Origin of the sequence: Candidatus Bandiella woodruffii (assembly GCF_034359465.1) — a bacterium.
GTDB lineage: Bacteria > Pseudomonadota > Alphaproteobacteria > Rickettsiales > Midichloriaceae > NDG2.
In genome coordinates this window covers 19,730-44,943 of record NZ_CP110821.1, presented here as the reverse complement: position 1 = coordinate 44,943, position 25,214 = coordinate 19,730, and the positions used below count along the sequence as shown (strand labels likewise).

Here is a 25,214-nt window from a genome sequence, read left to right as displayed (position 1 = left end):
TCAAGTCCCTTATGGGCTGAGATAGAGCGGTCCATTAGCTGAGGCAAGGTTAACTTCGTGAGGAGTTGGCTGAAGGAAGCTGACGGCAAAGTAAGGCTGAAACGAACAGAAACTTGGTAGTAGGCCGTTATAACTGGGCAACCTAGCATTAACTGGAATAGCCCGCCTCTATGCGGAAGTGTATAGCGGTAAACCAAGTTCAGCCTTATGGAGGTCTTGCATCTTACCCCGGGAGGCCTTTTATCTAGCTTGAGTATAAGCTACTTTGCTAGCAATAGTAGAGGACAGGATAAAAGGAGTCAGCAGAAGGCATAGTACTTAAGAGAATCGGTACCTCTCTTGAGGAAGGCCTGAATTAGATTTGTTAGGTACTGGAATTTTAATTTTGGAGTTATATGGTAGCAAAAGATAGCAATACCATCCACGGAGGGAGTGTTTTAAAAGGGATAGGAAAGAAGAAAAGAATGTGATATAAGGAGAGGGAAGGAAAAAAAAGAAAGGGAAAAATGGAGAAAATAGAATGTAAATATTGCAAAGGGAAAGGGGTATCAAAAAATGGATATGCAAGGAAAAAGCAGAGATACAAATGTAAGAGTTGTAATAAAAACTTTACAGAAGGAGATGGTAGGAAGAATTGGAAATATGGTAATAAAGAGAGGAGCATGGTGATAAAGATGTATCTAAATAACTGCGGAATTAGGAGGATAGCTCACATATTAAATATCCCGTTAAGTACAGTATTTTATTGGATCAAACAAGCAGGGAAAGTAGTAGATGAGATGGTGACGAATCAAAAGATAGAGGGAGATAAGAGGCGTATAGAGATATTAGAGATGGATGAGCTATATACATACGTCAAAAAAAAGAGAATAAAACAAGAATATGGACTGCTGTCGATAGGGACAGATTCAAAACTGTTGCGTTTAAAGTAGGTTCAGGTGATAAAGAAAATTACGTAGATTTAGCTCGTGAGCTAGGAGAAAAATACCAAATTCGTTATATGTGTACAGATGGGTATGAGGTCTATTGTCATTATAAAATTGCTCAAATACATCTGCAGACAAAGTCTGAAACTTGTTTGGTTGAGAGCTTCAATTCCTCCTTAAGGGATATGCTTGCTAGATTAAATCGCAAGACTAAACGCTTTAGCAAGTGTTCTGAAATGCTAAGATTATCCCTTGTTTTATTTTTTAACAAAGCTTTAGCTCTTTCTATCTATTTATGAACACTCCCTCCACGGATCAAATAGTGAAGGCAGTACTGGAGCTGTTGATCATGAGGCGCATAGAGTAACTTCAGCAATTAGAATACCCCAGGACCTTGCAAAAGATGTAATTGGGGATGTAGTTAAAACTGCAAATCTCAAAAGTGCCTTTAAAGCAGTAAAACGCAATAAAGGTGCACCTGGTATCGATAAAAGAACTATCAATGAAGTACAAGAGTCCTTAGATGAGATTATCCAAGAGCTCCAATCTTCAGTTATCAACGGTAAATATACTCCTTCCTGTGTTAGAGGAGTACAAATACCCAAGCCTAATGGTAAAACCCGTTTGCTTGGCATACCTACAGTAATTGATAGAATGGTGCAGCAAGCTATAGTTCAAGTTTTATCACCTTTGTTTGATCCACACTTTTCGGACAATAGCTATGGATTTAGACCTAAGCGTTCTGCGCAAGGCGCTATGTCCAAAGCTAAAGAATTTGTAAAGTCTGGTAAATCATGGGTGGTGGATATGGACATAGAAGCTTTCTTTGATAACGTCAATCATGACATTTTAATGTCTCTAATTGCACGCTCTATCTCTGATAAGAAGCTCTTAAAGCTGATTAGATCGTTCTTAAACGCAGGCATGATGCAAAATGGCTTAATGAGCAAGAGAGACCTAGGGACCCCACAGGGTGGACCGCTCTCCCCTCTTCTAAGCAATATCTTGCTTCATGAACTTGATAGAGAGCTTCATTTACGTAAGCACTCTTTCGTCAGATACGCTGATGATTGTAACATTTATGTTACTTCTAAGAATGCTGCACAGAGAGTACTTACATCTATAACGAAGTTTCTTAACAGTAAGCTCAAACTTAAAGTTAATCTTACTAAATTTAACTCTCTGATTATTGTATCAAATTTAACACCTCTACTTCTTTTGGTGATAAGGCGAACCTTATCTTTGAAGAGAGATATAGATTCTCTAGCAATAATAGCAGAGCCATCTGTTAACAATGTAAATCCAAGGAATTTACGGTCTTGAACAGAGCTAGTAGCACTTTTAGTAAGATTAACTTTAAGTTTGAGCTTACTGTTAAGAAACTTCGTTATAGATGTAAGTACTCTCTGTGCAGCATTCTTAGAAGTAACATAAATGTTACAATCATCAGCGTATCTGACGAAAGAGTGCTTACGTAAATGAAGCTCTCTATCAAGTTCATGAAGCAAGATATTGCTTAGAAGAGGGGAGAGCGGTCCACCCTGTGGGGTCCCTAGGTCTCTCTTGCTCATTAAGCCATTTTGCATCATGCCTGCGTTTAAGAACGATCTAATCAGCTTTAAGAGCTTCTTATCAGAGATAGAGCGTGCAATTAGAGACATTAAAATGTCATGATTGACGTTATCAAAGAAAGCTTCTATGTCCATATCCACCACCCATGATTTACCAGACTTTACAAATTCTTTAGCTTTGGACATAGCGCCTTGCGCAGAACGCTTAGGTCTAAATCCATAGCTATTGTCCGAAAAGTGTGGATCAAACAAAGGTGATAAAACTTGAACTATAGCTTGCTGCACCATTCTATCAATTACTGTAGGTATGCCAAGCAAACGGGTTTTACCATTAGGCTTGGGTATTTGTACTCCTCTAACACAGGAAGGAGTATATTTACCGTTGATAACTGAAGATTGGAGCTCTTGGATAATCTCATCTAAGGACTCTTGTACTTCATTGATAGTTCTTTTATCGATACCAGGTGCACCTTTATTGCGTTTTACTGCTTTAAAGGCACTTTTGAGATTTGCAGTTTTAACTACATCCCCAATTACATCTTTTGCAAGGTCCTGGGGTATTCTAATTGCTGAAGTTACTCTATGCGCCTCATGATCAACAGCTCCAGTACTGCCTTCACTATTTGATCCGTGGATGGTATTGCTATCTTTTGCTACCATATAACTCCAAAATTAAAATTCCAGTACCTAACAAATCTAATTCAGGCCTTCCTCAAGAGAGGTACCGATTCTCTTAAGTACTATGCCTTCTGCTGACTCCTTTTATCCTGTCCTCTACTATTGCTAGCAAAGTAGCTTATACTCAAGCTAGATAAAAGGCCTCCCGGGGTAAGATGCAAGACCTCCATAAGGCTGAACTTGGTTTACCGCTATACACTTCCGCATAGAGGCGGGCTATTCCAGTTAATGCTAGGTTGCCCAGTTATAACGGCCTACTACCAAGTTTCTGTTCGTTTCAGCCTTACTTTGCCGTCAGCTTCCTTCAGCCAACTCCTCACGAAGTTAACCTTGCCTCAGCTAATGGACCGCTCTATCTCAGCCCATAAGGGACTTGAACCCTTTGCTCTTACCTCATGCCCGGCGCACATATACCTGCCCACATCTACTGAAAATATGTTCCTTATTTTTCCCATCAAAGAAAGAGTTTGCTGTACCCCAGAAGGAGATTTGAATTTTATTAGGCATTTCTCTTTCCTGCGTGTTGGTTGGTGTGCATTTTCAACCCTATTATTTAATCCTTTATGGCGCCTATGCTCTGTTTTAGGGCACATTTCTTTTATAGGTTTGGTATAGCTTTTTAATTTATCTGTCACGATTACTCTGGGTACTGGATTTGATTGTAATAATCTTGATAAAAACCTTATCGCAGACTTTTTATTACGTCTGGTCTGTAGGAAGACATCTATCTCATATCCATCTTCATCTACAGCTCTCCACAAAATAAAATATTTACCGTTAATTTTAATGCTCATCTCATCCAAATGCCATTTATCCTTTACTTTCCTCTGCTTCTTCTTGATTATATCTAAAAACCTTTTTCCAAATTTAATACACCATGCTCTTATCGTTTCATGGCTTACTTCTATACCCCTTTATAACAACTCTTCTGCTACGTCTCTATAACTCAAATTAAATCTGTGGTACAACCAAACTGCATGTCCTATTATCACCATTGGATATCTGTATCTGCTCGCTCTTTCTTCCATTGTTTTTCTATTATTTTTTATTTTGCTCCAATTTACTATTTTTTCCCTCTTCTCTCAATACCTTTTGCACCTCAACTTTTTTAACTTGACGGTGCCTTTACTAGCCGACAGAGGGTACGATGTTAATTACATAATTGACCATGCCCAAGAATTGGGCATGAGAGTTGTTATTCCTCCTAAAAAGAACAGAATCACCCAGAGAAAATACAATAAAGATTTATATAAAATAAGGCATATTGTAGAAAACACCTTTCTTCATCTTAAAAGATGGAGGGGAATTGCAACCAGATATGCTAAAAATTCAGCTTCTTTCCTTGCCGCAATTTAGATTAGATGTTTATCTCTTTGGCTTAAAATCTCATGATGACATTATCTAACTTGACATCGCCCTTCAAGCTAACTCCTCACGAAGTTAGCCTTGCCTGAATTTATGGACCGCTTTACATCAGCGATAAGGGACTTAACCTTTGCTTCTAAAGCATGCCGATGCACATTGACTTAGATTCAATATTACAAATCGTTCGTTTATGCTCTTTATAAATCCCCTGTTTCTGTAAAAGTTATTTCTTGGGATAAATTGAAAGAGGAAAATCCAAAGCTATCCTGGATATTTGTATTATTATCAAAACTCAATACATCATGATCTCTACAATTACTGCAAATAGACAAAATTGAGTCCACAACGTTAAGATCTCGCAGTAAAATGTACTCGCCTTTGTCTCCTTTATTTAATAAATGTTCGATATCTATTAATTTTAGAGTTTCATTAGTTAATTTCAGATCAAGATCTGCATAGTTAACATCAAGTTGAAGGAGTTTAAAGTCCTCGTTTTTTAAAAATTGTACGCAAAAAGAAATATCCTGCTCAGTAGAGAGTTTTTTTATAGATGTTGGCTCCCATTCCATAAAAATGATAATATCCGGAAATTGGGGAATGCTCTTTACAGCGCCTTGAAGCATTCTGCACTCTGAACCTTCAATATCTGCCCTAAGAAAATTTAAAGTTTTATTTGCATGATTAGACATTATATCGTCTACTGACATGGTATAAGACTGATAAGAAATGACGCCAAAGTAAGCAAAAATACTTTTGATGGCGGTGAACAAGTTAATTGCGCCATAAGTATAATACTCAATATCGTCATTGGTTAAAACTTTGCCAACATAAGTACTTGCGCCACCATCAAACAATATCTCTTTTCCTGACACATCTGATATCGCGAAGTTATAAAAATAAAGAGAGTGAGACTCTAATCCATTTAACCAAGCACTAAGCTTTGCATACTCGTGTATCAAAGGGTTTGCCTCGTATGCATGCACTTCACCAAACTCTCCAGCAGAAAAGGCCATAGAAATGGCTAGATGACCATAATTTGTGCCTAGGTCAAGGCAAAAAAAGCCTTTTTGCACAATATTACTTATGATAGATTCTATAATTGGCTCAATTGTTCCATTCTCTATAATTTCCACACCTGCGCCTTCTTTAGGCACTAAAGCTAATTTTAGACCATGAGTATATTGGCTTTTATAAACTTGTATTGGGTGATCAAAACTGATTTGTGTTGTCATATATTAGTTTTATAATTTTATATAGTTACTAAGCGTATCATAAAATCAATTAAAGTCAAATTTTGTCACTGTTAAGTTAAAACGGAGTGTTTTAAAAGGGATAGGAAAGAAGAAAAGAATGTGATATAAGGAGAGGGAAGGAAAAAAGAAAGGGAAAAATGGAGAAAATAGAATGTAAATATTGCAAAGGGAAAGAGGTATCAAAAAATGGATATGCAAGGAAAAAGCAGAGATACAAATGTAAGAGTTGTAATAAAAACTTTACAGAAGGAGATGGTAGGAAGAATTGGAAATATGGTAATAAAGAGAGGAGCATGGTGATAAAGATGTATCTAAATAACTGCGGAATTAGGAGGATAGCTCACATATTAAATATCCCGTTAAGTACAGTATTTTATTGGATCAAACAAGCAGGGAAAGTAGTAGATGAGATGGTGACGAATCAAAAGATAGAGGGAGATAAGAGGCGTATAGAGATATTAGAGATGGATGAGCTATATACATACGTCAAAAAAAAGAGAATAAAACAAGAATATGGACTGCTGTCGATAGGGACAGATTCAAAACTGTTGCGTTTAAAGTAGGTTCAGGTGATAAAGAAAATTACGTAGATTTAGCTCGTGAGCTAGGAGAAAAATACCAAATTCGTTATATGTGTACAGATGGGTATGAGGTCTATTGTCATTATAAAATTGCTCAAATACATCTGCAGACAAAGTCTGAAACTTGTTTGGTTGAGAGCTTCAATTCCTCCTTAAGGGATATGCTTGCTAGATTAAATCGCAAGACTAAACGCTTTAGCAAGTGTTCTGAGATGCTAAGATTATCCCTTGTTTTATTTTTTGGGAGTGTTGCCATAAGATAGATAAGATGCTAAAATGAATATAGCGAGCAACAAAGAAAATAGAGATATGAATACAGAGTGTAAAAAATGCAGTAGCAGTAAATACGTTAAGAATGGTAATATTAGGGGTATGCAAAGGTATAAATGCAAAGAGTGTGGATGTAATTTTACAAACACTAAATTAAGAGGCTGTTCGCCAGAGATGAAGGCTCTGGCAGTGTTATTGTAGGCACCGTCAAGTTAAAAAAGTTGAGGTGCCATTGTATTTTAACATTACATCCGATAAGATACCTTATCGGAATTAAACCTATATTTTTTACTTTTACTACATTAGAACTCACCATTTAAACTTTTAAAAAAACTACCCTACTATTCTTCCGATATGTTTTGTCTCTTTATATTATTGACTTTATATATGTTATTAGTGTAATATATTATTAACTATCAACAATGCATTAATTATACAGTATGCAAGAATATAGAGCTATTTTTGGTGAAAATGGACGTCTTATAATTCCAGCACCTCTTCGCAATAAAATGAAACTTAATCCTGGTGAGGAAATATTGCTTAGATATGATAATAATTCTATCAACATCCTTACTATGAAACAAGCTGTCAAAGAAGCTCAAAATATTGTTATGCAATATAATAAGGAGCATATATCTCTAACTGACTCTTTAAGTAAATCACGACATGAAGATGAAAAAGATGAATAAAGTTATACTTGATGCTTCTGCTTTTTTAGCTTTAGTCAATAATGAAGCTGGCAAAGATGTTGTTGAACCTCTGTTGCCATATTCAATTATGTCATCTGTAAATATTTCTGAAGTGGTCAGCGAATTAAATTCAAAACTTTCTCTTCCCATAGAGCATATTCAAAAAATACTTTGCCTCATTCCTGAAGTTTATCAATTTGATAAAAATCTTGCTATTCAAGCAGGACTTTTAAAAAAGTCAGTTACTCATTTAGGCTTATCTTTAGGAGATAGAGCGTGTTTAGCACTTGCTGATCATCTTACTTTGCCTGTATATACTGCAGACAAGGCTTGGAGCAAACTTCATACTGATATCATAATTACTCAAATTAGATAATTTTATGCTTACCAAAGCTTCCATAAATAAATTTGATCTGACATCAATTGAAGAAACTAATAATACCTTGTTCTATTACGCTAATCTTTATTTTAAAATACTTGTTTCTGGGTCTTCTCAAGCAACTGAAATAGCCAGGAGAAATGATTTATCGAAATTTCTTTCTTTTTTTATTGAGTATACTGGTAAAGACAATATTGATAACTGGACTCCCTCAGTTACAAAGCACTTTTTAATATTTCTTCAAGATAAAAACTACAAACCTGCAACTATTAATAGAGCTTTAGATTCTCTGCGTCACTTTTCTAAATGGTTGATGAAACATAGACCTTTGCTTGCTGGCTCTCCCTTTGAAGGTGTAAAAAACATTACTCAAGACTGTCCACATTGGAATGGTTTATCAAGAAAGCAAGTAATGCGTTTAAAAATGGCCTGTGAACAACGACTGAATGCATGTAATAGAAAAAATCAAAACCCTCTACTTGAAATAACTATTTTTTCTGTTCTTTTAGCGACAGGACTTAGGGAAGCAGAACTAGTATCATTAAATCTTTCTCATTATTATGCTAAAGGGTTTCATCATGTTAAGCGTAAAGGAAATATTTTCACTAAAAAAGTGCCAATTCCAGACGAACCTAGAAAATACTTAGAGCAATACATTTTATCTCAAAAATTAACTAAACCAAATCAGGCTATATTCTCTAGAAATGGAGTAAGATTATCCACTAGAGCAATACGCTATATTTGTGCAAGAATATCAGCTCATGCCTCTTTAACTTTATCAGATGAGGAGAAGTTTCATTTATCTCCACATATGCTAAGGCATACTTTTTTAAAAAGAGTGGCTGATAAACATGGAGTACATATTGCCCAAAAGATGTCTGGCAATGCTTCTATCTCTCAAATATTTCGTTATACTAAACCTTCTCAAGATGAGATCGATAATATTGCTCATGGGTTGAATATTTAAGTATTGTTTTGCAAAATAAATGACCGACTATACCATACCTTTAAAATTTGGGTAGCATAAGATATGGGCTTGTTGAAAAAGCTTAGATTTTACAGAGTGTTAGCCAAAGATAGATATAAAATTGCCCTGCTCACTTAGGAAATTATTGTTATCCTCAAAATGTACCCAGAGCTTAATCGTAAGATCGACAACTTCTTCAGATTTTGAAACTACCTTTGTTTTTCTGGTCATTCTTGCAATTCTGTGCCTTGTGTTTGAGTTATTGGACTCAATTGAGAGTGTATGTTGTTTGCCAACAACATGTTGATGGCGAGGTATAACCTCTGAATAAACAGACCAATCGTCTGTGTAATAACTGCAATTATCTCTACTTATGATTTTCCACAATTTTCTAAAGGTTGTAACGTTACGCTTACCAACCACCCAGGCAACAACTCTCTTGAGCTCCCTACTATAGGCTTTCCATATCCATAATTTGTTTTTTTGAATCTACAAAATGCCACATCTCATCTATTTCAACTTCTCTCAATTCTTCCGGCACTGTTGGTCTTGGTATCTTTTTAGCATACAGTATTATCCACTTATATACGCTAGTATGAGCTACTTTAAATAATTTCCCTAGCCATCTAAAGCTACTTTTTTCCATGCTGTACAATAACACTGCCAGAGCCTTCATCTCTGGCGAACAGCCTCTTAATTTAGTGCTTGTAAAATTACATCCACACTCTTTGCATTTATACCTTTGCATACCCCTAATATTACCATTCTTAACGTATTTACTGCTACTGCATTTTTTACACTCTGTATTCATATTTCTATTTTCTTTGTTGCTCGCTATATTCATTTTAGCATCTTATCTATCTTATGGCAACACTCCCCATTTTAGCATCTTATCTATCTTATGGCAACACTCCCAATTAAGAATTAAAAATTTCCAACCCCCGGTTTCCCACACTTTGAAATTTTCACTTTTCACTTTTTGCACTGAATTTTCGCAGATGCGACAGAACCCTTTTTTTCTCATCTTCTCTATATTCATTTAGCAATTCCAATAAATTCATGGTATAATTCTACTTAAGTAATTATTATTTTAATATGTTATATATGACCCCAAATGTACGTACATGGATGAATGACAAACGCGATCTAGCCTATATGGATTTTACTTTTGCAACCGGCGGATATTTTTTACTAAGAGTAAATGGGCAATCTGCCGTTCTTAATATGATAGAGTCGTTTGGTGGGTTCTGTCGCATCTGTTAATTTTTGAAATAAAAAGTAAAAATTAAGAATTTTTAACTCCCGATTTTCCGCACTTTGAAATTTTCACTTTTCACTTTTTGCACTGAATTTTCACAGATGCGACAGAACCAATAGATGCGACAAAGACGTTTTATGCAAGCAGTCTATTTATAATTTTAGGCCTATCTCTAAAGAACAACCATTTTTTTTATTGTCATTATGCCAATAAATAAATTTGATAACTATATCATTATCTCTCATTCTTACTGGGATAACATCTATGCCGATTATTTTTTGTAATTTACTGTTTTCTATACTAGTTATTTGGATATTATTATTTTTTTTATTATGTCCTTTTATATTCATATATCGAAGACCTATATAAGGCTTCATTTGCTCTAATATCTTGCTAGATATATTTATTTTTTTACCTACTACAAATTCGGGTTCTGTCGCATCTGTTAATTTTTGAAATAAAAAGTAAAAATTAAGAATTTTTAACTCCCGATTTTCCGCACTTTGAAATTTTCACTTTTCACTTTTTGCACTGAATTTTCACAGATGCGACAGAACCGCCGACAGAGGGTACGATGCTAATTACATAATTGACCATGCCCAAGAATTGGGCATGAGAGTTGTTATTCCTCCTAAAAAGAACAGAATCACCCAGAGAAAATACGATAAAGATTTATACAAAATAAGGCATATTGTAGAAAACACCTTTCTTCATCTTAAAAGATGGAGGGGAATTGCAACCAGATATGCTAAAAATTCAGCTTCTTTCCTTGCCGCAATTCAGATTAGATGCTTATCTCTTTGGCTTAAAATCTCATGACGACATTATCTAAATAAGAATGTAAAATATTATCAACATAGTTATACTTATAAATACTTAATATATTATAACTTTAATAATACTGAATATTTGAATTTTAAAAATATATGGTTTATATTTGCTTTAATATTATTAAGAATATATTAACCAATGAATCCTAAAATGTTGGCTACTGAAGCCGCTGATTTCCTTAATATTTCGCTTCCAGCTATACACAAACAATTAAAATCTAAAAATTTATTTTTTTCAAAAAATAAAAATAAAGTTTTTTTTAATCATGAAAGCGCAAAAAAAATATTTAATTTAACTTTTAAGCCTACCTGCTGGAGTTGGCTGAACCTAAAAGGTGGAGTTGGAAAAACTAATCTATCTTTCGCAACTGCTATTAGGTTATCTCTTTTTGGAGCTAAAATATTAGTGATAGACTTAGACCAACAAGCTAATTTTACACAAGCCTGTGGCATTAACTCAGAAAATAAACCTATTTTAATAGATATATTAAGAAATAAATATGAAATAAATCAATGTATCTCTCATGTTATTCCTGGACTAGACATTGTACCAAGCAGGATAGACAATGCTGTACTAGACAATATGTTCTCTATAAATAACTTACCTGTAGATAGAGTAATAAAAAGAGTTGTAGACAATTTGAAACATTCTTATGATTTTGTATTTATAGATTGTCCTCCCTCTTTAAATGCAACTTCATCTTCTGCCGCCTTGGCTTCTGATTGCATAATTATCCCATTAGACCCTGAAAAATTTTCTTTATCAGGCTTAGAGATTACTTTAAATGAGTTACATACAAACGTTTTCAAGGTATATGAAAAATTTATTGATACAAAAATACTTTTAAATAAATTTGATGCTAGAACTTCTTTGTCCCACGAAACTTTAAGCCACCTTTTATCAAAGGTAGAATATAAAAACAAAATCTTTAATACTTTTATTAGAACAAGCCAAGATTTCCCAAATGCAATAGCTAATAACTTAAGTATATTTGATAATACAAAGCCGTCTACTGCAAAAGAAGATGTAAATTTATTAGCTATAGAAATTATAAACTCTAGTAAAATCACTCAAGGAGTTATAGATGCCTAATATCCAATCTTACGCCCCAAGAAAAAATTTTAAAAAAACCACTCTGAGGGCATGGGATAAAAATTTATTAGATAAACTAAAATATGACACTAAAGAGTCAGGTACAGAATCAGGTACAAACACTAAAGAGTCAGGTACAGAATCAGGTACAAACACTAAAGAGTCAGGTACAGAATCAGGTACAAACACTAAAGAGTCAGGTACAGAATCAGGTACAAACACTAAAGAGTCAGGTACAGAATCAGGTACAAACACTAAAGAGTCAGGTACAGAATCAGGTACAAACACTAAAGAGTCAGGTACAGAATCAGGTACAAACACTAAAGAGTCAGGTACAGAATCAGGTACAAACACTAAAGAGTCAGGTACAGAATCAGGTACAAACACTAAAGAGTCAGGTACAGAATCAGGTACAAACACTTATAGTATTGATAAAATTAGGGGGGTTTCTTTATCTGTAATAATTTATTTAATTTCTAACTTAAAATCTAAAAACCCCCCTATCACTATTAATCTTAACATGAGAGATGTGGCTGATAATACCTGTCATAGCTTAAATTCTATTCAACAATCTATAAAAAGATTAAAGAAAAGAGGTTTGATTAAAACCTCTTCTTTTCTTAGTGGTTATAATGGTTATACTAGTTTTGAACTTTGTAAAAGTTTATATAAATTTTATAAATATAGACGTTATAATAATAGTAATAATAATATAAATAATATTACTATAGAAGAGAGTGAAAATTCTCTTTTAAAATCTAGGAGTAAAAATGTACATCATTCGACAAATTTTTCAAATCAAGCTTTAATACATAACAAAGATGTTTATGATAATTCTAAAAAAAATAATTATTCTCACTTAAATAACGCAAGCACACAGCAATCAAAAAGTATAACTCCATCTAATGAAGACCGAGAATCTAAAAACGCAAAACTAACGTATGAGCAATTACCAGAAGAATGGCAAAACATAAACTATCACTTAATAGAAGACCTACACTTTAAACCACATCATCTAATCGCATTATACAAACTAAACGCACTAGACCCAGAAACAATAGATGAATCAATAAGGCATTTCGCATATGGAATAAAACATAACCCAGATAATTACAAAAAATACACAGACCCCTTAAAAGTATTTTATGGAAGCTTAAGGAAAGGAATGCCATGGACAGAATCAACCTATAAAAGCACCAAAGAAATAGCAATAGAAGAACTGATTCAACAAAAGAAACAAGCAAAACGAAAGCTAGCAGATCAAGAATGTGAGCTAATAGATAGTCTAGAGAGAGAATCATTCTATAAATGGCATCAGAACCTCAGCAATGAGCAAAAAAAAGAAATAAGAGAAGAGCACTCAAGAAAACACAATAACATTTATAGTTACTATGATGAAAAAATATTTAAACTGCACTATTCGAAAGAGGTAATGACAGAATACCAAGACCCAAAAGAAAAAGCATTAGAGCAATATTTAGAGAAGAAGAAAGAACAGAAGCAAAATGAAGTAAAAAGGATAACAGAGATGTTGCAAAAAACAGGATCAATAAAAGATTATTTCGCATGGCTAGATAAGCAAACAAATGAGGAACTTGCGAAAATAACAGAAAGAAAAAACTTTACCCATGAAACAATGACACAAGAAGAAGCGAATATACTAAAGGTATATTTTGCAAAAAATATATTAACATTAAACCTCACCTAAAATAGCTCCTATAATAAGAAAAATGTTGCAGTGTAGAAACAAAAATGAGTAGCTAAAATTAAGCAAGAGCGATGCTAGAAAATTATCAAAACTAATCTTCAATTGTAGATGCGACAGAACCATTTTAACTTGGGAGTGTTTTAAAAGGGATAGGAAAGAAGAAAAGAATGTGATATAAGGAGAGGGAAGGAAAAAAGAAAGGGAAAAATGGAGAAAATAGAATGTAAACAGGGAGCGTTGAAAGATAAAATAAGGATAAATGTGATGGTTTGATTTAAGGAAGTTTGGACCATGGTCTAAAAAAATTAACAAAAAACTGGTTTCCCCAAGAATTCAAAAGATTTCTTTGAGGTGGGATATGGTAATTTTTAGCTTTTTATTGATTCTGCGAAGCGTGATTTTATGAGCTTAGGCAGTAAGAACCGTTAAACGTTTTAAATTAAAGCAGATAGCATTCATAAATTCAGCAAACTGATTTTTGGCAATTCCTATGTATCGCAATCGTTTATTATCTTGAGAAAACACCCTCTCAAACGGAGCCCTTATGGAAGTATAGTATCGATCAAGGTCAAAATTCTTTTGCTTCATATTGTTTTTCTTGATGGCGCAAAAATGAATACCTCTGCTTTTAGCTGCATTCTTTGCTGGTGCAACACAATACCCTTTGTCAGCATAAACTGCTCCACTATTTGGTAAAACATGCGCAACTCCCTTTGCATCGGTAACATTAGCAGGCGTTATAGCAACCTTGTTGATCATTCCGGATTGAATATCTACGCTTACATGTTTTTCTTATAGCCATACCAAAATTTACTACCACCCTTGCACCCTATTTTGGCTTGTTTATCATGTGCGACTTTAGGCAAGACTTCGTTGTTAAGTTTTTCATATTTTTGTTTTCTGGCTTCATCCCGCTCTTCCCATAAATTAGCTTTGGAGATCAAGTGACTTGCATCAACAAAAGTAAATACCTCGCTCATATATCCTTGAGATTTTAGTTGATCTCTAAAAATGGCAAAGATTTTTGATAACAAATTTGTTCCTATCTTTGAGCGGATTCTACTAAAAACGCTATAATCAGGTGTGGCTTCGGTTAAATCAAAATCACAAAACCACTTGGCTGCAACACTGTCACTCAAATATCTTTCTAGTTCACGATCTGACAAATCTTCCATAAACTGTAACAACAAGCATTTAAATAAACGTAAAACACCATATCCCTTATAATTAGCAGGAGATTCAATTCCCTTCAGCTCTTGCTCTGCTGCCCCAAAATTAAACAGCTCCTTAAATTTGCGATATTGATGCTCACTACCAACCAATTGATCCAAACATACCATTATTATTTGATGCGCTGATGACATTTTTCTCTTCTTTATTCTGTAATCCACTCCACTATACCTTTCTTTATTCCATCTTGCAACACTCCCACAAAGTAAAAAGCACACCTATAATATTGAGGCCCAAAAATAGATCTCTCAGAGACTTTATCAAGAGATACAATCGAAAAACCAAGGCTTATTCCAAAGCTGCTGATATGGCTGAATTATCTGTGTATATCCATTCCTTCTTTGACACTATATTTGTTTAGCAATGCCAAAATTTTACTAACGGGATACGCTTTGGCTCTCGTTGACAAATATACCCAAAACTCAACCACTAGCTAACTCTACACCTTTAAACTAAATATACTCAGCCAATCCTTAAACGACCCCACTCCCATACCAACTCTATACCCTACCAACTATACCTCTCCCCTATGCTTATTATCGCCTCCTCTTTTTTCTTTTTTTTCTCCACTCAGATGGCATTTCAAAATCACCTCTCCAAATCCCAGCTTTATTATACATCGCTATCAATTCCTCTACTTTAAACTCGCCATATCCAACTGCCCAGCCTTTATAAACCATATCCCTATTTATATTTGTTATACCTACATAACAGTAAGATAGCGTTCTCCCATATAAATCTTTACCTTCATTTGTGCATTCTATCCTCTCTCCCCCCTCAATAAGCTTGCTTAGATATTTCGCTGATTCAACTCCGCATTTATATGATATCTTTTCTTTATGATCTCCAATATACCAGCACCACTGCTTTGATTCAGGTGCATCAATTCCTTTTAGCCTAATCTTTTCATTATTCAATACTATTGTGTCGCCATCAACAACTCTAACTCCCACACCTTTTATTTCTTTACAACCTATATCCTTGCCATAATATTCATAAAAAAAGACCAGCATAACACCTAAAAACGCAATTAAAGCTCGCTTCTTCATCAATTCCTTTTTTTTATTCTTTGTTGCTTTTTTCATAGAAACTTTGCCAACATCGTTTCACTTCTCTTTTCTCTTTCTCTATTCTTGCCATATCTCTTTAAATCTATAGAATGCGTACCTATTATAGCCCATTTCTTCCATGCCAAAAATACATTCCCTACCTGTTTTGCCAATTCCAGCAATCCTAGTTTTGCCTTATTTATTTTCTCTCTCTATGTTATTTGTTTTTTACTCTTATTCATTATGTTATCATGTTTTATATGTGTCTGTTAGGTGATATCTTCTCTATTACAAATAGATGGGTTCTGTCGCATCTGTTAATTTTTGAAATAAAAAGTAAAAATTAAGAATTTTTAACTCCCGATTTTCCGCACTTTGAAATTTTCACTTTTCACTTTTTGCACTGAATTTTCACAGATGCGACAGAACCGACAAATCTTCCATAAACTGTAACAACAAGCATTTAAATAAACGTAAAACACCATATCCCTTATAATTAGCAGGAGATTCAATTCCCTTCAGCTCTTGCTCTGCTGCCCCAAAATTAAACAGCTCCTTAAATTTGCGATATTGATGCTCACTACCAACCAATTGATCCAAACATACCATTATTATTTGATGCGCTGATGACATTTTTCTCTTCTTTATTCTGTAATCCACTCCACTATACCTTTCTTTATTCCATCTTGCAACACTCCCATACTAGAAAGCGCCAGGAAAAAGACAAAACCAAGAGTGGTAATTTTGTATGATGTATTTTGTGGTATGTGCGCCGGGCATGAGGTAAGAGCAAAGGGTTCAAGTCCCTTATGGGCTGAGATAGAGCGGTCCATTAGCTGAGGCAAGGTTAACTTCGTGAGGAGTTGGCTGAAGGAAGCTGACGGCAAAGTAAGGCTGAAACGAACAGAAACTTGGTAGTAGGCCGTTATAACTGGGCAACCTAGCATTAACTGGAATAGCCCGCCTCTATGCGGAAGTGTATAGCGGTAAACCAAGTTCAGCCTTATGGAGGTCTTGCATCTTACCCCGGGAGGCCTTTTATCTAGCTTGAGTATAAGCTACTTTGCTAGCAATAGTAGAGGACAGGATAAAAGGAGTCAGCAGAAGGCATAGTACTTAAGAGAATCGGTACCTCTCTTGAGGAAGGCCTGAATTAGATTTGTTAGGTACTGGAATTTTAATTTTGGAGTTATATGGTAGCAAAAGATAGCAATACCATCCACGGATCAAATAGTGAAGGCAGTACTGGAGCTGTTGATCATGAGGCGCATAGAGTAACTTCAGCAATTAGAATACCCCAGGACCTTGCAAAAGATGTAATTGGGGATGTAGTTAAAACTGCAAATCTCAAAAGTGCCTTTAAAGCAGTAAAACGCAATAAAGGTGCACCTGGTATCGATAAAAGAACTATCAATGAAGTACAAGAGTCCTTAGATGAGATTATCCAAGAGCTCCAATCTTCAGTTATCAACGGTAAATATACTCCTTCCTGTGTTAGAGGAGTACAAATACCCAAGCCTAATGGTAAAACCCGTTTGCTTGGCATACCTACAGTAATTGATAGAATGGTGCAGCAAGCTATAGTTCAAGTTTTATCACCTTTGTTTGATCCACACTTTTCGGACAATAGCTATGGATTTAGACCTAAGCGTTCTGCGCAAGGCGCTATGTCCAAAGCTAAAGAATTTGTAAAGTCTGGTAAATCATGGGTGGTGGATATGGACATAGAAGCTTTCTTTGATAACGTCAATCATGACATTTTAATGTCTCTAATTGCACGCTCTATCTCTGATAAGAAGCTCTTAAAGCTGATTAGATCGTTCTTAAACGCAGGCATGATGCAAAATGGCTTAATGAGCAAGAGAGACCTAGGGACCCCACAGGGTGGACCGCTCTCCCCTCTTCTAAGCAATATCTTGCTTCATGAACTTGATAGAGAGCTTCATTTACGTAAGCACTCTTTCGTCAGATACGCTGATGATTGTAACATTTATGTTACTTCTAAGAATGCTGCACAGAGAGTACTTACATCTATAACGAAGTTTCTTAACAGTAAGCTCAAACTTAAAGTTAATCTTACTAAAAGTGCTACTAGCTCTGTTCAAGACCGTAAATTCCTTGGATTTACATTGTTAACAGATGGCTCTGCTATTATTGCTAGAGAATCTATATCTCTCTTCAAAGATAAGGTTCGCCTTATCACCAAAAGAAGTAGAGGTGTTAAATTTGATACAATAATCAGAGAGTTAAATCAAGCTACGAGAGGCTGGTTTCACTATTTTAAGTGTTCCGACTTTCCAAAGCCTCTGTGGCATCTGGACGGTTGGATTAGAAGGCGTCTTCGTTCTTACAGGATAAAACAGCGTAAAAGAAAATTCTCGATCAAAACTTTTCTAACTGCTCATGGTGTATCTCAGCGATCTAGCTGGTCACTTGCTTGCTCTAGAAAAGGTTGGTGGAGAAAATCTCTATCTCATGCTGCTCACCAGGCTCTCAATTTAAAGTATTTTGAGAGGAACAACCTATTTTCCATGTATACATCTTTTGTTAAACACAAATCTGAAACCGCCGTATGCGACATCGCTTGTACGGTGGTGTGAGAGGGAGATTCAGCAATGGATCTCTCTACTCGATTAAGTACAGCAAACTACTTAATATCAAAGCTACTCAATTTATTAAGAGCAGCGTCTCGTATAATAATTTTGATTATATGTCAGATGTATATACGCTAGATAATTTTAATAATTCACCAATTGACATACTAGACCTTGGTAATAATTATTTATCAAATAACTTGATTTTAGATTTTAATTATACAGGACTATATAGTCCTGATATAGATTATACAATTGGGTGTGGGCATAGATGGACAAAATATAAACACAAATTAGATTCGTATAGAAATTATAGATACAATGTAAGCAATGCATATGGTATCATTAGATTTGAGAATCTAGGAATCTATCTATACTTGGAAAAAGAACTTACCTTTAATAAAAAATACAAAGACACTATAGCTGCAATCCTATAGGTTCTGTCGCATCTGTTAATTTTTGGGGAGTGTTGCCATAAGATAGATAAGATGCTAAAATGAATATAGCGAGCAACAAAGAAAATAGAGATATGAATACAGAGTGTAAAAAATGCAGTAGCAGTAAATACGTTAAGAATGGTAATATTAGGGGTATGCAAAGGTATAAATGCAAAGAGTGTGGATGTAATTTTACAAGCACTAAATTAAGAGGCTGTTCGCCAGAGATGAAGGCTCTGGCAGTGTTATTGTACAGCATGGAAAAAAGTAGCTTTAGATGGCTAGGGAAATTATTTAAAGTAGCTCATACTAGCGTATATAAGTGGATAATACTGTATGCTAAAAAGATACCAAGACCAACAGTGCCGGAAGAATTGAGAGAAGTTGAAATAGATGAGATGTGGCATTTTGTAGATTCAAAAAAAACAAATTATGGATATGGAAAGCCTATAGTAGGGAGCTCAAGAGAGTTGTTGCCTGGGTGGTTGGTAAGCGTAACGTTACAACCTTTAGAAAATTGTGGAAAATCATAAGTAGAGATAATTGCAGTTATTACACAGACGATTGGTCTGTTTATTCAGAGGTTATACCTCGCCATCAACATGTTGTTGGCAAACAACATACACTCTCAATTGAGTCCAATAACTCAAACACAAGGCACAGAATTGCAAGAATGACCAGAAAAACAAAGGTAGTTTCAAAATCTGAAGAAGTTGTCGATCTTACGATTAAGCTCTGGGTACATTTTGAGGATAACAATAATTTCCTAAGTGAGCAGGGCAATTTTATATCTATCTTTGGCTAACACTCTGAATTTTTGAAATAAAAAGTAAAAATTAAGAATTTTTAACTCCCGATTTTCCGCACTTTGAAATTTTCACTTTTCACTTTTTGCACTGAATTTTCACAGATGCGACAGAACCCTATTTGTTGCCAGCATTTTAATCTGCAAAATCCCATTAAAATCATTAATGCTATTTAATCAGGTTTTAATAATGTTTTTAGAGCTACTTCTTGTTTTCTGGTAGGGATATATAGTTTAGATGCTTATTGTTGCTGTACGAGCTTTAAAGGTGGGTTTAAATAGGTTTTAATTTTAACTTCTTTGCTCTATTGAGATTATTGGTAAAAAACTTCATAAAAAATCCTCTTTAAGGTTTTTGTTGACTATATAAGTACTTATGTAGTATCCTAGATAAAAATTCAAAATAACCAAAATATAAACTTATGGACGCTATTACCTACACTCAAGCAAGAAAAAACTTTGCTAAAACTATGAGCTCTGTTTGCAATGACCACACTCCTCTAATCATCACCAGACAGAATGAAAAGCCCGTTGTTATGATCTCTCTTGAAGATTACAGTGCCATTGAAGAAACTCTTTACCTTTTGCGTAGTCCTAAAAATGCTGCTCGTCTTGCTAGGTCTTTAAAACAAATTGAAAAGCAGAAATTCCTCAAAAAGGAATTGATTGAAGAATAAAATGACCATTGTTTTTTCTGAAGATGCTTGGAAAGATTATTTGTTTTGGCAAAAAACCGATAAAAAGACCTTACAAAGGATTAATGACTTAATCAAAGATTGCTTACGACATCCATTTCAAGGAATTGGCAAGCCAGAATCACTAAAGTTTGATATGAGCGGTTATTGGTCTAGAAGGATTAATGCTGAACATAGGCTAGTTTACAAATCTGAGAATGATCAACTAGTCATCATTCAATGCCGTTATCACTACTAGAATTCTCTATGATACGCTGATATTGGTTCTGTCGCATCTGTTAATTTTTGAAATAAAAAGTAAAAATTAAGAATTTTTAACTCCCGATTTTCCGCACTTTGAAATTTTCACTTTTCACTTTTTGCACTGAATTTTCACAGATGCGACAGAACCTAATTGTCATTGTCAGCAAGTTGTCCTTTTTTAATCATGTGCAAGAGCTCTATTCCTGCAATAGTCCTGGCGGCACTTCTAAAGGATTTGAAACCAAGCATCGGTCTAGTTCGTTTCTTTACAAATCTGTGATCGCCTTCTATCCTATTGTTTAGATATTTGTTATGCCTAATTTCTATTTGGTCTTCTTTAGATAATGGCTTATTGATCGAATTCAAAGCAGAAGTATTAGAGGTTCTGTCGCATCTGTTAATTTTTGAAATAAAAAGTAAAAATTAAGAATTTTTAACTCCCGATTTTCCGCACTTTGAAATTTTCACTTTTCACTTTTTGCACTGAATTTTCACAGATGCGACAGAACCGAAAATATAGCATAGCGTAAGTTTTGTTATATTGCTATAATTATCATTATTTACAATCTATATGAGACACTATATATACGCCTTATTTATGATATTGATAAATTATCAAGCTGCCAAAGCTTCAATGCGTGATATAGATTTGACATATGAGTTTAATTTCAATAATAAAACTAGTTTGCAAGAAATTAATAAAATAAGGGCTAAAAATAAGTATGAGTTAACAGCGGGCAAAAATGTAACGGAGGCTGCATTAAAAATCCCAATAAACAATAAATATTGGCTTTCCATATCAGCAGGTAGGAATTTTTCGAGCAGGCATTATAGTACAACTTCAGATATAGATATTGCAGAATACTTTCCATCTCATTATATCTCTAAAAAATATAAAGTACTAGCTTATTACACTATGTGCATAGTATCAAATATAACTAAAAAAGAAAACCCATGGATTTTAAATGATCATTATATACTAACAAAACCAATTTGTGATATGGCAGTAGATAGGTATATTTTCGCAGATAGATTAAAAAGATATAATAAAGGGTCTAAACTACTCACAACCACTCAGTCTTTCGTTTCTTATATTGCTGATTATAGACTGGGATTGGATTTGGAAATACCTATAGCCAAAATACTAGTTACTAATAAATTGTACCAAGTGCAATTTAATCCATATGTTCTGATAGGCAGCTCTATATCCTATAGTATAGAGAGTGTTTATAAGGTAGATCAAAAAAGAGAATTAGTAAATAAAGAAAAAAGATATGGACTCGGAATCAAATACGGATTAGGCGTAGAATTTCCTGTAAATGAAAATACAAGTATAGATCTTAAATTATGTAGATTTAATACAAAAGGAGGAGCCATAGCTAACTTAATGGCTGGCATTTCTTTCTCTTATTAGACTTAGCCCAGATATTAATGACTATAAGTCTTCTGTAAAGTAAGGTTCACATATTAGCCATTGCTCGTATCCTATTTCTTCTTTTATATCAGATTTATCAAGCTGAGATTGATTATAATACTCGCATGAAAGGTATAAATCTAATTCTACCTCTAGGCCGTCTATTGCAGTATTGCCATTATATAGTCTAGCTATATATTCAAATCTTGGGCAATTAGAATAAGTAACCTCCTCATTTCTTGAGACGCCATTTAGCAACGAATCTAGTGAGTAATGAAAATTTTGTTCACAACCTTTGAGGTTAGCCGAGTACTGAGAAAAGTGATCAAAATATTGCCTTATTAAGGCTAAGTTTTTTTGTTCAAATGCAAGATCTATTAAATCATACCCAATCGAGTTATAGCATTCCCGTCCATTAATAGATGTGGAAAAGGCAACGTTTATACTTTCAAAATATTTATCAGACACAGTTGAAATCTCACGCGCCTCTAAAGGAAAGGACTTTTTAAAATTAATAACGATTTTTAGTAACTCTTTTAAAAACTTGCACGAATATTCTTTATATTGCATGATACTGTATGGCGAGTATTCAATAGAGTTATCAAAATTGAGACTGGTAATATTTGTTAGTTTTAAAAATAACTCTTCGTTTCTTTTGTAAAAATAATCAATCGATAAGAAAGATCTGTCTTCAGTAAATTTAACAACTTCTGAGCAATAAAACCACCCACATTCTATGACCGTTTTAACCTGATCCTTCTTGAGAGCGTTATTATAGGAGTTTATTACATAAATATCTTCTTTGGAGAATTGCTCCTTTTCTATATCATCGATTTTTGATTGGTAGTCTTTTAGTTTATCTGGATGATATAAAGTTAAATACTTTCTAGTAAACGCAGAAACATCTTTAAGATTCGCAGTGTCTTTTGGTAAGAGCTTATTTAACTCAGCATTATTAACTATATATTTTTTTTGCAAAACCTTTTCATAACTTTCTTTTATATCTTTCTTCGGGCCTATATAACTACTTTGACCTAACGATCTGTCAGATTCAAAATTCAATTTATCTTTGATGTTTGAATTAATATCATTTATTATAACTTTTGCATAAAGCAATCTAGATGATAGGTATACATCAAAAATCTCATCTAAGGCTGATGATAATGTAACCCTCTCAATTCCTAAATCTATGCCATAAAGTATATTATGATATAAATAGTAATGTTTTATACAACTATCTTTCTCAAAAAAAGACAGCATCTTATCAAAAGAAAAAAATGAATCATCGATCACTATATTTTGATGGATAAGATGGTAATTGACACACAAAGCGACTGGCGTTTCATCTCCCAGATCTTTTAGAATAGAAGTAAAGATCTTTTCATCGAAGCAAATGCTGTTATAGGTGTAAAGCAAGTACCTTGCCTTTGTTAATTCTGAATAGCTTGAGCCATATTGAAGATATTTGCAGCCCTTCAGTACATCCTCTTCTGTCTTTGCTTTAGCTATGTGTATAACACCCAATTGAGAAGCAGAATAAGAATTTCCATTTATAGAGTAGGAGCGTTGATACCAATTATCAGCATCGTCTAATAAAGTAGAGAAAAAATAGAAATCGCCGCATAGAGTATATAATTTTGCGAACTGTGCATCATTTTTTTTAAAAACATCATACTTTAGGTTGCAATATTTATCTCCTTCAGCATTTATCAGTGCACTGAATCCAAGCAATAAATCCTTAGTTTTATCAGATTTTGTTAAATTAACGCAAAAAGAATAGTAATCACGTTCTGATACCACTTCACTTAGTCTACATAAATTATACGAAATGTTAAAAAATGAAGGGGCGTCTACATTTTTTATTTCATCAAAATCCAATAATTTTACTAATACACTAGATAGGCTTAAGCAATCTTCATTTAATACTACATTACTGTCAGTACTTTTAATTACGAACATTGAATCAACAATGTTTTGTAACAACTTATCCGTTGCCTTAACGCTTTTTAAAGAATAATCTTTAGGGACAAATGCCTTAGAATCTTTATATTTTTTACAATTAATGATGCTCGATACCATTTTATAGATCTTCTATTGTTAGTTCGGTATAATTACCACATATTTCTGGATGCACATTAATCCACTGCATGATAGCATAGCAGTTTTTGTAATTCATCGGCGCATTTGCGTTAACAACAACGTTATTATGTTGGATACAGACCATCGCTTGTGTATAAGGCTCGCTGTCTCGAATGGTTTCACACATAGATCCCTCATCTCTTATATCTCGATTTAGCAACAATTTTATACCATTCATATAATCATCTAAGGCTTTAAAAGTGTCTTTTATGGGGGTCTTAATAGCAGAACTATCTTCTTTATAAAAATCTAGCTGCTTTGCTTGGCCATTAACGTACGCAGAAATTTGAAAATATTTTGAGATATTGGCCATAGAATAAGCCGAATACGACTTTTTCCCAATAGAGAAAAAAAGTCCAGGGTTTTGTTCAAATTTAAAATTTTCATTTTTTATCGCCAAGTATTGAAAAAATATGTGCATAATGTTATAGTACTTATCCGAATGAGAGCATGAAAGTGGCTTTTGGTCAGGATTATCTGCGTTATGGCCATATATTATGTTCTCATTAAACTTAACATCAAAATCTTGCTTGCCACTTTGAAAAAGTAGCGTAGATCTCTCGTGAAAATGCTTAAGGTCTGTGTAAAATTTATTAATTAAATAATCGTAGCCGTTACTAACAGCATTATATTCGTTATTCAGTTCTTGGCTTGTGCACAATTCCATGAATTGATCATGCTTAGGCAAAGCCTGTAACTCAGATGTAGATATAATTTTACCGTAAGATTCAATATATTTTTCAATTTCAAGAGAATGTGCTTTTTGAGGCGTTAATTGCGTTAATTCAGAACTTTTCATAGCTTAAATCGTGTTTATACAATTTTATATGATAGTATAAAAAGCGGCGATTAATGTCAACAGAACTTTTGGCACCGTCAAGTTAAGTTTCATTGAGTATAAGAGTATTATATTCAAGTCTATTTTAGACAGAACAAGCCTGTATAGCGGCATCATCACAGATAGATTTAGCTTTTTGAAAACTCTCCATTTTGGATATCAGATGGCACCGTCAAGTTAAAAAAGTTGAGGTGCAAAAGGT

Annotated in this window: 31 protein-coding genes and 3 pseudogenes; 20 read left to right on the top strand and 14 right to left on the bottom strand. The window is 34.1% G+C overall.

Going from position 1 to position 25,214, the window contains the following annotated elements; translation table 11 throughout:
* Nucleotides 1–506 precede the first annotated feature (506 nt).
* From Bandiella_RS07115 to ltrA (Bandiella_RS07650), 3 genes and pseudogenes are all read left to right on the top strand, one after another.
* A complete protein-coding gene (locus Bandiella_RS07115; RefSeq protein WP_323732659.1) occupies nt 507–932 on the top strand; it encodes an IS1/IS1595 family N-terminal zinc-binding domain-containing protein in 426 nt (141 codons plus the stop codon).
* The gene (locus Bandiella_RS07655) at nt 845–1,225 is read left to right on the top strand and encodes an IS1 family transposase (protein WP_407651267.1); all 381 of its coding nucleotides are present in this window, start codon (nt 845–847) and stop codon (nt 1,223–1,225) included. The genes Bandiella_RS07115 and Bandiella_RS07655 overlap by 88 nt, the downstream gene beginning before the upstream one ends.
* Nucleotides 1,218–2,045, top strand: a pseudogene (gene ltrA, locus Bandiella_RS07650) (group II intron reverse transcriptase/maturase); the annotation flags it as partial. The gene Bandiella_RS07655 and the pseudogene ltrA (Bandiella_RS07650), both read left to right, overlap by 8 nt.
* Here the strand turns inward: ltrA (Bandiella_RS07650) and ltrA (Bandiella_RS07110) are convergent.
* A complete protein-coding gene (ltrA, locus tag Bandiella_RS07110) occupies nt 2,006–3,157 on the bottom strand; it encodes a group II intron reverse transcriptase/maturase (RefSeq protein ID WP_323733435.1) in 1,152 nt (383 codons plus the stop codon). The pseudogene ltrA (Bandiella_RS07650) and the gene ltrA (Bandiella_RS07110) sit on opposite strands and share 40 nt — an antisense overlap.
* A 353-nt stretch (nt 3,158–3,510) precedes the next feature.
* Complete coding sequence (locus Bandiella_RS07105; RefSeq protein ID WP_323733478.1) at nt 3,511–4,083, bottom strand: IS6 family transposase; 573 nt, start codon at nt 4,081–4,083, stop codon at nt 3,511–3,513.
* A 157-nt stretch (nt 4,084–4,240) separates the two neighbouring features.
* On the opposite strand from Bandiella_RS07105, the gene Bandiella_RS07100 reads away from it, so the two are divergent.
* Nucleotides 4,241–4,531 carry a transposase gene (locus Bandiella_RS07100; RefSeq protein ID WP_323733477.1) on the top strand — a complete coding sequence of 97 codons (291 nt, stop codon included), beginning with the start codon at nt 4,241–4,243 and terminating at the stop codon, nt 4,529–4,531.
* Nucleotides 4,532–4,737: 206 nt separating this feature from the next.
* Here the strand turns inward: Bandiella_RS07100 and Bandiella_RS07095 are convergent, their stop codons facing one another.
* Nucleotides 4,738–5,772 (bottom strand): FkbM family methyltransferase, encoded by a 1,035-nt coding sequence (locus tag Bandiella_RS07095; RefSeq protein WP_236870583.1) that lies wholly within the window; start codon nt 5,770–5,772, stop codon nt 4,738–4,740.
* A gap of 158 nt (nt 5,773–5,930) precedes the next feature.
* On the opposite strand from Bandiella_RS07095, the gene Bandiella_RS07090 reads away from it, so the two are divergent.
* The 6 genes from Bandiella_RS07090 (at nt 5,931) to Bandiella_RS07065 (ending at nt 8,679) form a co-directional block, all read left to right on the top strand.
* Nucleotides 5,931–6,356 (top strand): IS1/IS1595 family N-terminal zinc-binding domain-containing protein, encoded by a 426-nt coding sequence (locus Bandiella_RS07090; RefSeq protein ID WP_323732511.1) that lies wholly within the window; start codon nt 5,931–5,933, stop codon nt 6,354–6,356.
* Complete coding sequence (locus Bandiella_RS07645) at nt 6,269–6,637, top strand: IS1 family transposase (RefSeq protein WP_407651284.1); 369 nt, start codon at nt 6,269–6,271, stop codon at nt 6,635–6,637. Before Bandiella_RS07090 ends, Bandiella_RS07645 begins: the two co-directional genes overlap by 88 nt.
* Before the next feature lie 13 nt (nt 6,638–6,650).
* Entirely contained in the window at nt 6,651–6,845 is a 195-nt protein-coding gene (locus tag Bandiella_RS07080; protein WP_323733433.1) for a transposase-like zinc-binding domain-containing protein, read from the top strand.
* A 239-nt stretch (nt 6,846–7,084) separates the two neighbouring features.
* Nucleotides 7,085–7,333 carry an AbrB/MazE/SpoVT family DNA-binding domain-containing protein gene (locus Bandiella_RS07075; protein WP_323733432.1) on the top strand — a complete coding sequence of 83 codons (249 nt, stop codon included), beginning with the start codon at nt 7,085–7,087 and terminating at the stop codon, nt 7,331–7,333.
* Complete coding sequence (locus Bandiella_RS07070; RefSeq protein WP_323733431.1) at nt 7,326–7,709, top strand: type II toxin-antitoxin system VapC family toxin; 384 nt, start codon at nt 7,326–7,328, stop codon at nt 7,707–7,709. Before Bandiella_RS07075 ends, Bandiella_RS07070 begins: the two co-directional genes overlap by 8 nt.
* 4 nt (nt 7,710–7,713) lie before the next feature.
* Nucleotides 7,714–8,679, top strand: a complete 966-nt coding sequence (locus Bandiella_RS07065) for a tyrosine-type recombinase/integrase (RefSeq protein ID WP_323733475.1) — start codon at nt 7,714–7,716, stop codon at nt 8,677–8,679.
* 99 nt (nt 8,680–8,778) lie between these two features.
* Here the strand turns inward: Bandiella_RS07065 and Bandiella_RS07060 are convergent, their stop codons facing one another.
* The 4 genes from Bandiella_RS07060 to Bandiella_RS07045 form a co-directional block, all read right to left on the bottom strand.
* The gene (locus Bandiella_RS07060) at nt 8,779–9,147 is read right to left on the bottom strand and encodes an IS1 family transposase (protein ID WP_323733367.1); all 369 of its coding nucleotides are present in this window, start codon (nt 9,145–9,147) and stop codon (nt 8,779–8,781) included.
* Entirely contained in the window at nt 9,131–9,523 is a 393-nt protein-coding gene (locus Bandiella_RS07055; RefSeq protein ID WP_323732684.1) for a transposase-like zinc-binding domain-containing protein, read from the bottom strand. Before Bandiella_RS07055 ends, Bandiella_RS07060 begins: the two co-directional genes overlap by 17 nt.
* An 18-nt stretch (nt 9,524–9,541) precedes the next feature.
* The gene (locus Bandiella_RS07050; protein WP_323733474.1) at nt 9,542–9,718 is read right to left on the bottom strand and encodes a hypothetical protein; all 177 of its coding nucleotides are present in this window, start codon (nt 9,716–9,718) and stop codon (nt 9,542–9,544) included.
* 371 nt (nt 9,719–10,089) lie between these two features.
* Complete coding sequence (locus tag Bandiella_RS07045) at nt 10,090–10,287, bottom strand: hypothetical protein (RefSeq protein WP_323733473.1); 198 nt, start codon at nt 10,285–10,287, stop codon at nt 10,090–10,092.
* A 208-nt stretch (nt 10,288–10,495) separates the two neighbouring features.
* Between Bandiella_RS07045 and Bandiella_RS07040 the strand changes: the two are divergent.
* The 3 genes and pseudogenes from Bandiella_RS07040 to Bandiella_RS07030 all read left to right on the top strand — a co-directional run.
* Nucleotides 10,496–10,756: pseudogene (locus tag Bandiella_RS07040) on the top strand (transposase); the annotation flags it as partial.
* A gap of 162 nt (nt 10,757–10,918) precedes the next feature.
* Entirely contained in the window at nt 10,919–11,860 is a 942-nt protein-coding gene (locus tag Bandiella_RS07035; RefSeq protein WP_323733472.1) for a ParA family protein, read from the top strand.
* Nucleotides 11,853–13,568: a hypothetical protein gene (locus Bandiella_RS07030; RefSeq protein WP_323733471.1), complete on the top strand. Its 1,716-nt coding sequence runs from the start codon at nt 11,853–11,855 to the stop codon at nt 13,566–13,568. The genes Bandiella_RS07035 and Bandiella_RS07030 overlap by 8 nt, the downstream gene beginning before the upstream one ends.
* A gap of 408 nt (nt 13,569–13,976) precedes the next feature.
* Here the strand turns inward: Bandiella_RS07030 and Bandiella_RS07025 are convergent, their stop codons facing one another.
* The 4 genes from Bandiella_RS07025 to Bandiella_RS07010 form a co-directional block, all read right to left on the bottom strand.
* Nucleotides 13,977–14,327, bottom strand: a complete 351-nt coding sequence (locus Bandiella_RS07025) for a transposase (RefSeq protein ID WP_323732514.1) — start codon at nt 14,325–14,327, stop codon at nt 13,977–13,979.
* A 20-nt stretch (nt 14,328–14,347) separates the two neighbouring features.
* Nucleotides 14,348–14,959, bottom strand: a complete 612-nt coding sequence (locus tag Bandiella_RS07020) for a transposase (RefSeq protein ID WP_323732577.1) — start codon at nt 14,957–14,959, stop codon at nt 14,348–14,350.
* A 375-nt stretch (nt 14,960–15,334) separates the two neighbouring features.
* Nucleotides 15,335–15,883, bottom strand: coding sequence for a thermonuclease family protein (locus Bandiella_RS07015; RefSeq protein WP_323733470.1), 549 nt, complete (start codon nt 15,881–15,883; stop codon nt 15,335–15,337).
* A 375-nt stretch (nt 15,884–16,258) separates the two neighbouring features.
* A complete protein-coding gene (locus tag Bandiella_RS07010) occupies nt 16,259–16,507 on the bottom strand; it encodes a hypothetical protein (protein WP_323733450.1) in 249 nt (82 codons plus the stop codon).
* A gap of 533 nt (nt 16,508–17,040) precedes the next feature.
* On the opposite strand from Bandiella_RS07010, the gene ltrA (Bandiella_RS07005) reads away from it, so the two are divergent.
* The 6 genes from ltrA (Bandiella_RS07005) (at nt 17,041) to Bandiella_RS06980 (ending at nt 20,616) form a co-directional block, all read left to right on the top strand.
* Nucleotides 17,041–18,447 (top strand): group II intron reverse transcriptase/maturase, encoded by a 1,407-nt coding sequence (gene ltrA, locus Bandiella_RS07005; protein WP_323732406.1) that lies wholly within the window; start codon nt 17,041–17,043, stop codon nt 18,445–18,447.
* Entirely contained in the window at nt 18,420–18,878 is a 459-nt protein-coding gene (locus Bandiella_RS07000; protein WP_323733469.1) for a hypothetical protein, read from the top strand. Before ltrA (Bandiella_RS07005) ends, Bandiella_RS07000 begins: the two co-directional genes overlap by 28 nt.
* Nucleotides 18,879–18,937: 59 nt before the next feature.
* Nucleotides 18,938–19,411: an IS1/IS1595 family N-terminal zinc-binding domain-containing protein gene (locus tag Bandiella_RS06995; RefSeq protein WP_323733088.1), complete on the top strand. Its 474-nt coding sequence runs from the start codon at nt 18,938–18,940 to the stop codon at nt 19,409–19,411.
* A complete protein-coding gene (locus Bandiella_RS06990) occupies nt 19,315–19,683 on the top strand; it encodes an IS1 family transposase (RefSeq protein ID WP_323733367.1) in 369 nt (122 codons plus the stop codon). The genes Bandiella_RS06995 and Bandiella_RS06990 overlap by 97 nt, the downstream gene beginning before the upstream one ends.
* 422 nt (nt 19,684–20,105) lie before the next feature.
* Complete coding sequence (locus Bandiella_RS06985; RefSeq protein WP_323733468.1) at nt 20,106–20,360, top strand: type II toxin-antitoxin system Phd/YefM family antitoxin; 255 nt, start codon at nt 20,106–20,108, stop codon at nt 20,358–20,360.
* Nucleotide 20,361: 1 nt separating this feature from the next.
* Nucleotides 20,362–20,616 carry a Txe/YoeB family addiction module toxin gene (locus Bandiella_RS06980; protein ID WP_323733467.1) on the top strand — a complete coding sequence of 85 codons (255 nt, stop codon included), beginning with the start codon at nt 20,362–20,364 and terminating at the stop codon, nt 20,614–20,616.
* A 152-nt stretch (nt 20,617–20,768) separates the two neighbouring features.
* On the opposite strand, the pseudogene Bandiella_RS06975 reads toward Bandiella_RS06980, so the two are convergent.
* Nucleotides 20,769–21,002 (bottom strand): annotated as a pseudogene (locus Bandiella_RS06975) (DDE-type integrase/transposase/recombinase); the annotation flags it as partial.
* A gap of 190 nt (nt 21,003–21,192) precedes the next feature.
* On the opposite strand from Bandiella_RS06975, the gene Bandiella_RS06970 reads away from it, so the two are divergent.
* On the top strand, nt 21,193–22,035 hold the full coding sequence (locus Bandiella_RS06970) for a hypothetical protein (protein ID WP_323733466.1): 843 nt from the start codon (nt 21,193–21,195) through the stop codon (nt 22,033–22,035).
* Between the two features lie 21 nt (nt 22,036–22,056).
* On the opposite strand, the gene Bandiella_RS06965 is transcribed toward Bandiella_RS06970, so the two are convergent.
* Both Bandiella_RS06965 and Bandiella_RS06960 read right to left on the bottom strand, forming a co-directional pair.
* The gene (locus Bandiella_RS06965; RefSeq protein ID WP_323733465.1) at nt 22,057–24,114 is read right to left on the bottom strand and encodes a hypothetical protein; all 2,058 of its coding nucleotides are present in this window, start codon (nt 24,112–24,114) and stop codon (nt 22,057–22,059) included.
* Nucleotide 24,115: 1 nt separating this feature from the next.
* Nucleotides 24,116–24,973, bottom strand: coding sequence for a hypothetical protein (locus tag Bandiella_RS06960; RefSeq protein WP_323733464.1), 858 nt, complete (start codon nt 24,971–24,973; stop codon nt 24,116–24,118).
* Between the last annotated feature and the right edge of the window lie 241 nt (nt 24,974–25,214).

Excerpts from the sequence above, each read along its gene's own strand:
- Bandiella_RS07045 (WP_323733473.1), bottom strand. The coding sequence starts at position 10,287 with ATGAATATAAAAGGACATAATAAAAAAAATAATAATATCCAAATAACT.
- Bandiella_RS07090 (WP_323732511.1), top strand. The coding sequence starts at position 5,931 with ATGGAGAAAATAGAATGTAAATATTGCAAAGGGAAAGAGGTATCAAAA.
- Bandiella_RS06960 (WP_323733464.1), bottom strand. The coding sequence starts at position 24,973 with ATGAAAAGTTCTGAATTAACGCAATTAACGCCTCAAAAAGCACATTCT.
- ltrA (WP_323732406.1), top strand. The coding sequence starts at position 17,041 with ATGGTAGCAAAAGATAGCAATACCATCCACGGATCAAATAGTGAAGGC.
- Bandiella_RS07050 (WP_323733474.1), bottom strand. The coding sequence starts at position 9,718 with ATGAATATAGAGAAGATGAGAAAAAAAGGGTTCTGTCGCATCTGCGAA.
- Bandiella_RS07075 (WP_323733432.1), top strand. The coding sequence starts at position 7,085 with ATGCAAGAATATAGAGCTATTTTTGGTGAAAATGGACGTCTTATAATT.
- Bandiella_RS07080 (WP_323733433.1), top strand. The coding sequence starts at position 6,651 with ATGAATATAGCGAGCAACAAAGAAAATAGAGATATGAATACAGAGTGT.
- Bandiella_RS06965 (WP_323733465.1), bottom strand. The coding sequence starts at position 24,114 with ATGGTATCGAGCATCATTAATTGTAAAAAATATAAAGATTCTAAGGCA.
- Bandiella_RS07070 (WP_323733431.1), top strand. The coding sequence starts at position 7,326 with ATGAATAAAGTTATACTTGATGCTTCTGCTTTTTTAGCTTTAGTCAAT.
- Bandiella_RS07065 (WP_323733475.1), top strand. The coding sequence starts at position 7,714 with ATGCTTACCAAAGCTTCCATAAATAAATTTGATCTGACATCAATTGAA.
- Bandiella_RS07025 (WP_323732514.1), bottom strand. The coding sequence starts at position 14,327 with ATGATCAACAAGGTTGCTATAACGCCTGCTAATGTTACCGATGCAAAG.
- Bandiella_RS07115 (WP_323732659.1), top strand. The coding sequence starts at position 507 with ATGGAGAAAATAGAATGTAAATATTGCAAAGGGAAAGGGGTATCAAAA.
- Bandiella_RS06985 (WP_323733468.1), top strand. The coding sequence starts at position 20,106 with ATGGACGCTATTACCTACACTCAAGCAAGAAAAAACTTTGCTAAAACT.
- Bandiella_RS07030 (WP_323733471.1), top strand. The coding sequence starts at position 11,853 with ATGCCTAATATCCAATCTTACGCCCCAAGAAAAAATTTTAAAAAAACC.
- Bandiella_RS07000 (WP_323733469.1), top strand. The coding sequence starts at position 18,420 with ATGCGACATCGCTTGTACGGTGGTGTGAGAGGGAGATTCAGCAATGGA.
- ltrA (WP_323733435.1), bottom strand. The coding sequence starts at position 3,157 with ATGGTAGCAAAAGATAGCAATACCATCCACGGATCAAATAGTGAAGGC.
- Bandiella_RS06970 (WP_323733466.1), top strand. The coding sequence starts at position 21,193 with ATGAGACACTATATATACGCCTTATTTATGATATTGATAAATTATCAA.
- Bandiella_RS07055 (WP_323732684.1), bottom strand. The coding sequence starts at position 9,523 with ATGAATATAGCGAGCAACAAAGAAAATAGAAATATGAATACAGAGTGT.
- Bandiella_RS06995 (WP_323733088.1), top strand. The coding sequence starts at position 18,938 with ATGAATATAGCGAGCAACAAAGAAAATAGAGATATGAATACAGAGTGT.
- Bandiella_RS07035 (WP_323733472.1), top strand. The coding sequence starts at position 10,919 with ATGTTGGCTACTGAAGCCGCTGATTTCCTTAATATTTCGCTTCCAGCT.
- Bandiella_RS07015 (WP_323733470.1), bottom strand. The coding sequence starts at position 15,883 with ATGAAAAAAGCAACAAAGAATAAAAAAAAGGAATTGATGAAGAAGCGA.
- Bandiella_RS07095 (WP_236870583.1), bottom strand. The coding sequence starts at position 5,772 with ATGACAACACAAATCAGTTTTGATCACCCAATACAAGTTTATAAAAGC.
- Bandiella_RS06980 (WP_323733467.1), top strand. The coding sequence starts at position 20,362 with ATGACCATTGTTTTTTCTGAAGATGCTTGGAAAGATTATTTGTTTTGG.